This is a genomic window from Protofrankia sp. Cas3, assembly GCF_963555955.1.
Classification (GTDB): domain Bacteria; phylum Actinomycetota; class Actinomycetes; order Frankiales; family Frankiaceae; genus Protofrankia.
The window spans coordinates 1-9,541 of record NZ_CAUVXP010000189.1; the positions used below are offsets into that span (position 1 = coordinate 1).

The 9,541-nt window shown below is 69.9% G+C and carries 6 protein-coding genes; all 6 read right to left on the reverse strand.

The annotated features are described in order from the left end of the window. Positions 1 to 3,542, reverse strand: a 3,542-nt coding sequence (locus U9983_RS24165) for a CHAT domain-containing protein (RefSeq protein WP_322756215.1), incomplete at its 3' end; no start/stop codon positions are given. A gap of 42 nt (positions 3,543 to 3,584) precedes the next feature. Continuing rightward, a complete protein-coding gene (locus tag U9983_RS24170) occupies positions 3,585 to 4,874 on the reverse strand; it encodes a hypothetical protein (RefSeq protein ID WP_322756216.1) in 1,290 nt (429 codons plus the stop codon). Between the two features lie 190 nt (positions 4,875 to 5,064). Further along, positions 5,065 to 6,696 carry a citramalate synthase gene (cimA, locus tag U9983_RS24175; RefSeq protein ID WP_322756217.1) on the reverse strand — a complete coding sequence of 544 codons (1,632 nt, stop codon included), beginning with the start codon at positions 6,694 to 6,696 and terminating at the stop codon, positions 5,065 to 5,067. Positions 6,697 to 6,955: 259 nt separating this feature from the next. Further along, positions 6,956 to 7,633, reverse strand: coding sequence for a Crp/Fnr family transcriptional regulator (locus U9983_RS24180; RefSeq protein WP_322756218.1), 678 nt, complete (start codon positions 7,631 to 7,633; stop codon positions 6,956 to 6,958). A 126-nt stretch (positions 7,634 to 7,759) separates the two neighbouring features. Beyond that, positions 7,760 to 8,146 carry a cyclic nucleotide-binding/CBS domain-containing protein gene (locus U9983_RS24185; protein WP_322756219.1) on the reverse strand — a complete coding sequence of 129 codons (387 nt, stop codon included), beginning with the start codon at positions 8,144 to 8,146 and terminating at the stop codon, positions 7,760 to 7,762. Between the two features lie 149 nt (positions 8,147 to 8,295). Beyond that, positions 8,296 to 9,225 (reverse strand): branched-chain-amino-acid transaminase, encoded by a 930-nt coding sequence (ilvE, locus tag U9983_RS24190; protein ID WP_322756220.1) that lies wholly within the window; start codon positions 9,223 to 9,225, stop codon positions 8,296 to 8,298. Positions 9,226 to 9,541: the final 316 nt, after the last annotated feature.

Consider the following 9,541-nt stretch of genomic DNA (forward strand, 5'->3'; position numbering starts at 1 on the left):
AGGGCGTCGGTGAACAGCTGCTGGGCGCCGGTGGTGTCCCCCAGCGCGATCGCGACATCCGCCAGCCGGTTGTAGGAGACAGACAGGTCGCGTTGGGCTTGGCTGTTGGTGGGGTCAGCCCCCGCCAACCGGCGGCGGATGGTGAGGGCGTCGGTGAACAGCTGCTGGGCGCCGGTGGTGTCCCCCAGCGCGATCGCGACGCCCGCCAGCCTGTCGTAGGAGATCGACAGGTCGCGTTGGGCTTGGCTGTTGGTAGGGTCAGCCCCCGCCAACCGGCGGGCGGCGGCAACCATGGCGTTGCCGCGATCCCGGGCCGCCGCGGTGCTGCCGGTGTTGAGCAGGGCGGTGAGCTCCCGATCGACAAGCTCAAGGAACCCTCGGCTGTCGGCGGGCACCATCGGCCCGACCTCGCCCAGCAGCGCGGCGACCGACGACTCCCCCGCGAGCATGCCCGTGAAGCGCAGCGCCTGCGCGACGACGTCGTCGAAACGCCGCTGGGCGGCAAGGTGGCGGGCCACCTCGACCAGATCCGCGAACTCGGCGCGCCCCGCCTTGATGCGGGCCAGCCGCATCCGCTCGGCCCGGCCGTGTCGCTCCGTCCGCGTCTCGGGCTCGACGTCGGCCAGCCAGTGGGCGATCCACGGATGGACGAGCACATCACCGTCGAGGCGCAGCAGCAGCGTCCGGTCCGCGAGCCGCCGGACGGCCGCGGCGACGACCCGGTGTTGTGCCCGGTCGGGCTCGACCCCCAGCCAGGCGAACGCAAGATCGTCGACGGACATCGGGGCGCTGGACACCGCCGCCTGCAGGAGAAGTGCACGCTCGTCCGCCGTCACCGTCGCGAGCAGCAGCTCCAGGACGATGTCCCGGCTGCCGAGCAACAGGGCATCATCCACCGCCTCGCCGAAGGTGCGGTCCTCATGCAGGTCGATCCCGAGCTCGTCGGCCAGATCGCTGATCTTCTCAGTGACCTCCAGCAGGTTTGCCGCACCGTTGCGCAACAGCGCGTCGACGAACTCCAACAGCCGCGGATGACCGCCGATCGTCCGGGTCAACGTGCGCCGGTCGTCGTCACCCAGCGCCCGCAGGCTCGGTAGCCGCAGCAGCAGGCGACCCAGCTCGGAGCCGCTGAGTGGCCCGACATCCACCCGATGAAACGGGACGGTACGGCTCGGCAGGGGATATCGACACGTCACGAGCAGACGGCCGGCGCCACTCGGACTGCCAGGGCCACCGGCCCGGGCCAGATCCGCGAACACCTCGGCGAAGCCAGGGTCGGCGAAGCGCCGACCGTCCTCGGTGAGGTTCTGCTCGAAGTCGTCGAACAGCAGCAGCAGGCGGTGCTCGCCCAGCAATTCCCGAATCCGCGCGATCTTGTCCGTATCCTCGTGACGGGAGTCGGTGAGGGCGGTCCGCGCCTCGACCAGCTCCGGGACCGGGATGCCGCGCAGGGCCTGCGCGGTCGCGGCGATCAGCGACGGCGGGTTCCACCGGCCGACGTGCACCGCCACCGCCCAGCCCTCAGCCCGCAGTCGGGCCATTACCCGCCCGGCAACAGCGGTCTTGCCGATCCCGCCGGGCCCGGTCAGCACCACGCCGGCAACCGCGCCCCAACGCGTGACCGCGGCCGTACTTCCCCGCAGCACCGCGAGCGCGGTGCGGACCTCCCTGCGCCGCCCGACAAGATCACCCATTGCCAGCTCGCGGACGCTGCCCCCGGCTGGCGCGGCGAACGGGCGGGTCAGCGGCCGCGGGTCGGCGGTTGCATCGAGCAAGGGTGGGTCACCGGCCGCGGCCAGCAGCGTCGCGGTGGCGTACTCGGGAAGCGCGAGCCGGCCGGTGGCCCGCGCGCTCGCCCGGCGATCGGCATCCACCCGGCGGCGGGCCTCGGCGAGGGCCGCCGCCACCGACACGGCGCGGTTGGTGGCCAGCTCCGTGTAGAAGACCCTGGCCAGGTCGGTTACGTAACGGTCGGTGACGGTCGTCTGCATGGCCACCACCCGGTCGGCACCGCGGCGGACCAGGGTCTGCGCCAGACCCTCGGTGCCGCCGGCCGCACCCGAGCAGGACGACAGCACGATCAGCGGCAGCGGCCGGGATGCGCCCTTGATCGCGTCCACCAACTCCGCTGCCTGGATCGGGACCGGGTTGCCGTCCTCGTCCTCCAGCTCCACCGAGGATGCCGATCCGTGCGCGGACAGGTGCAGCACGTGATAGCTGTCCCTGTCACCGGGGTCCCTGGCCTCGGTGTCGCCGTCACCGGGGTTCCGGCCGCCCAGCGCCTCGGAGATCTCCTTCAGGCCGGCGACCTCGAGGATCGTGACCTGCGCGGCCCCGGAACCGGCCACCGGGCGGATCGCGTCGATGATCGCCTGCATCTCCGCCTCGACATCGAGCGGGGCGTTCTGCGTCCGGGTCTCCTCCGGCGCCGCCACCGCGACGAGGATCTTCAGCGGACCCGGCAGCGGCGCAGTCGCAACCCGGTTCAACCCGGCGACCCGGCGGGTGAGCCGCACCCCGGGCATGGTGGCGAGCAGCCTTCCACCGGCCATCCGCAGCAGCTCGTAGGGCAGGGCGAGCGCCGTGCCCTCGGCCTCCACCACGATGTCCACGACCGCCCCGAACGGCGAGCCGTCGATCAGCTCGGTCAGGTGCCGCGAGGTGTCGGCGTCGAACAGCACGTCCCGCAACCGATGACCGGCCTGGGACAGGTGCGCGTCCGCCGCCGCCGCATCCGTGGGCTGTGCCGTCCACACCGTGTCGAGCCCGCGTGGCAGGGCGCCGGTGCGCTCCCCCAGCAGCGTGCCGGCGAGCAGCACCCGGGTGGTGAGTCGGCCGTCGGCGAGTCGCACCGCAAGGACGAGATCATGGGTGAGCGAAGCCGAGCGTGCCCCGTCCTGACCGCTTGCGCCTGCCCGCGAACCGGCCGGCGGTGGTGCCCCGGGCAGGGTCACGCCCCGGGGAGGCAGGACAGGGCGGGTGCCTGGCCGCAGCGGAGGCTCGATCTCGAACGGCTGGCCGGTCAGGACGCGCAGTAGCGTCTCCAGCCCGGCACCGGTGTCGGAGATCTCCGCGATCGGGTAGTGGGTCGTCGAGTACGGACCGAGCCACACCGGGATGTCCTCGACCAAGCGGCCGGGCAGCAGCACCGGCAGGAACTTCGCCATCCCGGCCGGCCGGTCGCGGTAGAGCTCCTCGCGGATCAGCGCGGCCTCGAACTGCACCCCGCGGCCCTCATCCGCGGCGGCTTCACCCTCGCTACGGCGGCAGTACTGCGGCGACGCGAGGATCAGCACGTAGTCGGCCGCGCGGACCTCGGCGAGCATCCACAGCGGCCAGTCCTGCCGGCGTTCGGCCGCCGCCTTGTCGAGCTTCGCGTCGATCTCCCGGGATCTCAGGAAGATCCACAGATCGCGGACGGCGTTCTCGTGTTCGGGTGACTCGTGCGCGTAGGAGAGAAACACCCGCGGCGGACGATCCGTCGCCGCACGGTCATCGTCACCACTGCCGCTGCCCACGCCAGTGCCGGTGTCATCCCCCACGCCATCCCCCTGCTGTCGGCAGACAGGGGGATCATAAGCGCACTAAGTAGTCGGTCTACTCACCAAGGTGGCCAGGTCCAGTTTCCCGGTGACGACTTCCCCGATGACACCGTCATCGGGTACGACGCCACCGGGGACGACGCCACCGGGCACGACGCCCAGCGGCTGGGCTGGCGGGCCATCCACACTCGGGCCGGACGACTCCGGCGATGCGCTGCCAGCCGCGCTCGGCGTAGAGGTAGCGGTGGGCGTAGGAGTCGGTGTGCCAGTCGGCGTCGGCGACGGCTCCGGCGACGCACTGCCAGCCGCGCTCGGCGTAGGGGTAACGGTGGGCGTAGGAGTCGGTGTGCCAGTCGGGGTCGGGGTCGGGGTCGGGGTCGGGGTAGCGGCCGGGGCCACGCCCGGATCCGCTGTCGTCACCGCGCTGGCCAGCACCGCATTGCCCGCGCCTGCATTGTCCGGGCCTGCATCGGCGGCGCCGGAATCGTCCCCGCCCGCATACTCATCAGCCCAGGCGAGCACGGTGCGGACATAGTCATCCGACGGGTTGTACCTGTACACCGCCGCGGTCAGCCGCTCGGGCACGCTGAGGTCACCAGAGCGGCACAGGTAGCCCGCAGCGGCGAGCGTCGCGTCGCCGATGTTGTCCGGGGAAGCCGTACCGTCGCCGTCGGCGTCCCGCCCGGCCCATCGCCATGTCGACGGGATGAACTGCATCGGGCCGACCGCCCGGTCGAAGTCGGTGTCGTGGTCGAGCATTCCGTGATCGGTGTCCGCGATCAGCGCAGTGCCGGCGGAGCCGTCGAGACGGGGCCCGAGAATCGTCGGGGTGACCGTCCCGTCCGCGCTGATCTGCCGGCCGGCGGCGTGATTCGACTCGACCCGGCCGATTCCCGCCAGCACCGACCACGGTAGGTTACATCCCGGCCGCTCGAGGTTGATCCGGAGCGCCGCCGTCCGATAGGCGGTCAGCATCCGGCTGGGGATCGCCGCGCTGCTTCCACCCGCCCCGGTGGTCGCGGCCCCGCTCGGACCGGCACCCGGCGCGGGCGTGGGCGTGGTCGGTGCGGACACCGTCTGTACGGACACGTCGGCTATCGACGCGGCCGGTCGGGCCGAGTCGGGCAGCACAGTCACCGAGGCGACGAGCCGGTCGGCGTCCGCGCCCCCGGCCACCGCGCCGATGACCGATTCCCCGACGACGGGCAGCCGACGATCGCCTTCTGGCGCCGGCCGCCCGGCGACCGGACCGCGATCATCGTGGCGCGGCCCCGGTGTTGACGGCTGGGGCGCCGCCGTGATGCAGGCGACAAGGAGGATGGCGGCTACCATGCCGGGGATCTTCGGATCAACCAACCGTGGGGCCGGACGCCGACGCACAGAACCTTGCCGCGACACAGGTACCTTCTCCCGAAACGATCACATCATGATCGGACGGGACCCATGCTAATAATTCATGACCTTCAGGATGTTCATCCTCGACGTGTGCCAGAAGGCGACATATCGTCACCCAGGCCATCGGTCACGCTTCGCGCGCGGCACCATCAGTCTCGACGCCTTCGGTCTCGACGCCTTCGCCCTGGCGGCGCAGACCGTAGGTGACGGCGTCCGCCAGCGCCTCCCAGGACGCGGCGATGATGTTCTCATCCACACCGATCGTGTCCCACCGGTCGCGGCCGTCGCTGGTCTCCACCAGTACCCGGGTCACCGCGCCCGTGCCGGACCTGCCGTCGAGGATGCGCACCTTGTAGTCGACGAGATCGAGGTCTGCCAGGCCCGGGTAGCCCTTCTCCAACGCCTCCCGCAGCGCCCGGTCAAGGGCGTTGACCGGGCCGTTGCCCTCGGCCGTGGACACGTGCCGCACGCCGCGGGAGACCACTTTGACGGTCGCCTCGCTCACGACCTCCCCGTCGGGCCGCCGCTCGACGATCACGCGCCACGACTCGAGGGTGAAATAGCGCCGCTCGCCTTCGATCTCGTCGCGCAGCAGCAGTTCGAAGGATGCCTCCGCCGCCTCGTAGGCGTAACCGGCGGCTTCCCGCTCCTTGACCAGGTCGACGACCCGCCCGAGGGCCTCGCGCTGGCCGGACAGGTCCAGCCCCAGTTCCCGGCCCTTGAGTTCGATCGTGGCGCGGCCCGCGAGCTCCGAGACCAGCATCCGCATGTCGTTGCCGACCACGGCCGGATCGATGTGCTGGTACATGTCCGGGTCGACCTTGACCGCGCTCGCGTGCAGCCCGGCCTTGTGCGCGAACGCGCTCGCACCCACATACGCGCGGTGGCTGTAAGGGGCCAGGTTGGTGATCTCGTCGATGGCGTGCGAGACCCGCACCAGCTCGCGCAGTTTCCCGGTGGGCAGCACCGGACGCCCGAACTTGGTCTCCAACCCGGCGACTACGCTGAACAGGTCGGCGTTGCCGCACCGCTCGCCGTAGCCGTTGGCGGTCCCCTGGACGTGAGTGACCCCGGCCTCGACCGCGATGAGAGTGTTCGCGACCGCGCAGGCGGTGTCGTTGTGGCAGTGGATACCCAGGCGCGCACCGGTTGCGTCGCGCACGGCGGCGACAACCTCGCCGATCCGGGTCGGCAGCATGCCGCCGTTGGTGTCGCAGAGGACGACGACCTCGGCGCCGGCCTGCGCGGCAACCCGGACCATCTCCAGGGCGTAATCAGCATCGGCCCGGTGGCCGTCGAAGAAATGCTCGGCGTCGACGAACACCCGCTTGCCTTCGGTACGCAGATGCGTCACCGTGTCCCGGATCATCGCCAGGTTCTCGGCGAGCGTGGTGCGCAGGGCCCGCTCGACGTGCCGGCGGTCGGCTTTCGCGACCAGGCAGACGACGTCGGTTCCGGCGTCGCGCAAGGCTGCGACCTGGGGGTCGTCGGCGGCTGTGCGCCCGGCACGGCGGGTGGCGCCGAACGCGGTGAGGGTGGCGTGGTCCAGACGGAGCTCGGTAGCGGCGCGGCGGAAGAACTCGGCGTCCTTGGGGTTCGACCCGGGCCATCCGCCCTCGATGAAACCCACGCCAATGTCGTCGAGGTGGCGGGCTATGGCGAGCTTGTCGCCGACCGACAGCGACAGGCCCTCCTGCTGGGTCCCATCACGCAGCGTCGTGTCATAGACGTGGAAGGAGCCTGGGTCGTCTGGAAGCACAACGCGCCTCTCACTGGCGGATCTAAAGGGCCAAAGGCGATGCGATCGTGGTTCTTCTCGCATCGCCGGAGGCCGAAGTCCCCGGGTCTCTGGCGGGCCACTGCCCTGACCACTCTGGGTGTCACGCGTCCGGCGGCATGGGTGAGCAGCCGGTACGCGCGACGAGGGCAGGTTCACCGCCGACCGCCCACTTTACGGCGTCGCCGGCCCTACGGTCAGATTTTTACCCTGCCGAGACCCTGCCGAGACCCTGCCGACATCAGTCGCCGGCAAAGCGGTGCAGGCGCTCAACCTGGAGGATGGTGATCGTCTGTCCTTCGGCCAGAATCCAGTTCCGCTTCTCGAAGTCCCGCAGGGCCTGGTTGACCGACTGGCGCGAGCCACCGAGCAGGGATGCGATCTCGGTCTGGGTCAGGCCCAGCTCGATCAGCGGACGTCCGGACTCCCGCATCCGCAACAGCAGCAGCTTGGCGACCCGCCGGGGCAGGTCGAGGAAGACCAGGTCTGCGTTTGCCCCGGTCAGGCGGCGGACGTGGGCGACCAGCGCCCGGATGAGCTGCTCGGCGACGGCCGGCCGCTCCCGCACCAGCTCCCACACGGCCGCACGGTCCAGGACCAGCGCCTCGCTGGGCTCCAGCGCCTCGACGCTGGCCGAGCGCGGACCGGCCTCGACGATGTTGAGCTCGCCGAGGGTGTCACCTGGGCCTGCGATGTTGAGAACGTGGTCGCGACCGTCGTCGGCGGTTGTCAGAACCTTCAGCCGCCCGGAGGCCACTACAAGCAACGTGTCAGATGGATCACCTTCAGTAAAGACAACTTGGCCGCGGCGATACCGGCGCACGACAGAGCGTGCGGCCAGGCGCGCCAGAGCCGGCTCGTCCAGTTCCTTCAGCAACGTGGTCGCTCGGAGCAACGCGACCGCTTCTTCCTCCTGCACACCGAGACCGTAGCGCCAATGTCGGGAATTGTGGGCGACCGCCGCCCCACTTTGGCAGTGATGTGCGCCGGTGAAGCGAAAAAATTGCCGCTAGCACCAGTTGATCAAATTGCCGAACACTGGTAGCTAAACAGTAGAACGCTGGACGCTCCAGCAACGCACAACATCTCGCATGGACAGCACTCCGGCCACCTCGCCGCCCGCACAGACGATCAGGTGCCGGAATCCGCCACGCAGCATTGCCGCGGCAGCTTCATCCAGGGACCAGTCGGGATCGGCGAACACGACGTCACGGGTGATGTGATCGCCGGCCCGCTCGGCATCGGGGTTCTGGCCCGCCGCCACGGACATCAGGACATCACGTTCGGTGAGAATCCCATATCCCTGGCCATCGACGTCGTGCACAATGGCCGCACCGACATTCCGGGCGGCCATGAGCCGCGCCGCCTGACGCAGGGTATGCTCAGGCCCGATCATCAGAACCAGAGCGCTCATTCCGTCGCAAACCCGCATCACGGTCTCCCTGGAGCTTGTGCACGTGTCAAACGAGAACGTGACAGGAGACGTTAGGCGCAGCGGAGGCTGATGACCAGACCATCGGGTGTTCAGCGTGGCGAGACTCGGGCGCTGGGTGGCGGGTGGCGGGTGGCGACTGTCGGACCTCAGGCGTCGTGGACGCGTTCGTTCCAGATCTTGTAGCGGTCGAGTTCCCCGCGGGTCGCCTGGTGGAACAGCTCCAACAGTTCGCGGGTGATCGGCCCAGGTCGGCCCGTTCCGACCGGTCGGTCGTCGATCTCCACAATCGGCACCATCTCGGCCGCGGTCCCGGTGAAGAAGGCCTCGTCCGCCAGATACAGGTCGGTGCGCACGATGTGCTGTTCACGCACCTCGTAGCCCTGGTCGGCGGCGATCTGCATGATCGACGCCCGGGTGATGCCACCGAGCGGACCGTCGCTGAGCGGCGGCGTGATCACCATTCCGCCCGCGACGATGAAGACGTTCTCGCCCGAGCCATCGGCGATATGTCCGTTGGGGCTGGTCAGAATGGCCTCGTCATAACCGGCCTTGAGCGCCGCGACCTTGGCGAGCGACGAGTTGAGGTACTGCCCCGACGCCTTGGCCGCCGGCGGGATGATGTTGTTGTCATTGCGGCGCCAGGTCGAGACGGTGGCCCGGACGCCCTTCTCGCCGGCGTCATCACCCAGATAGGCGCCCCACGGCCAAACCGCGATCATCACCTCGATCGAGGACGGCAGCGGGTTCAGGCCCATCTCGCCATATCCGAGGTAGACCAGCGGCCGGATGTAGCAGGCGTCGACCTCGTTGACCGCGACCGTCTCCTTGATCGCCGCAATCAGTTCCGCCTGGCTGTACTGCGGCTCCATCATGTAAATCTTGGCGCTGCGATACAGCCTCGCGACATGGTCGGTCAGCCGGAACACGGCGCTGCCGTGCGCGGTGGAGTAGGCGCGGATGCCCTCGAAGACACCCCAGCCATAGTGGAGGGTCGGGTTGAGGACGTGGATGCGGGCATCGTCCCAGTCGACGAACTGACCGCTCATCCAGATCTTTGACGTCGGTGTAATGGCCATGTGTGACTCCAGGCGTGGGCGACGGAACTTAGAGCGACCGGACAAGTGACGATCGTGCCGATCTTCGCCGTGGTCAGGCCCCGTCGGCTGCCGTCGTACCGGATCTACGGCCCTTCCGAGGATAGCGCCCGGACGCTGCTCCGGGGACTTCGGCCTCCGGGCGCGCGATCTGACGATCGTCGCACGCCCTTTGGCCCGGACGCTGCTCCGGCAGTGGGGCCTTCGATCGGTTCTTACCCGGCGACCCGGGCCGCCAGGTCCTCGCCGACCGCACGGGTGGGCGCCGGGCCCGCGTGACCGGCGGCCCGCCGGGACC

Coding starts and splice junctions, on each gene's coding strand:
- U9983_RS24170 (WP_322756216.1), bottom strand. CDS start 4,874: ATGGTAGCCGCCATCCTCCTTGTCGCCTGCATCACGGCGGCGCCCCAG.
- U9983_RS24185 (WP_322756219.1), bottom strand. CDS start 8,146: ATGCGGGTTTGCGACGGAATGAGCGCTCTGGTTCTGATGATCGGGCCT.
- ilvE (WP_322756220.1), bottom strand. CDS start 9,225: ATGGCCATTACACCGACGTCAAAGATCTGGATGAGCGGTCAGTTCGTC.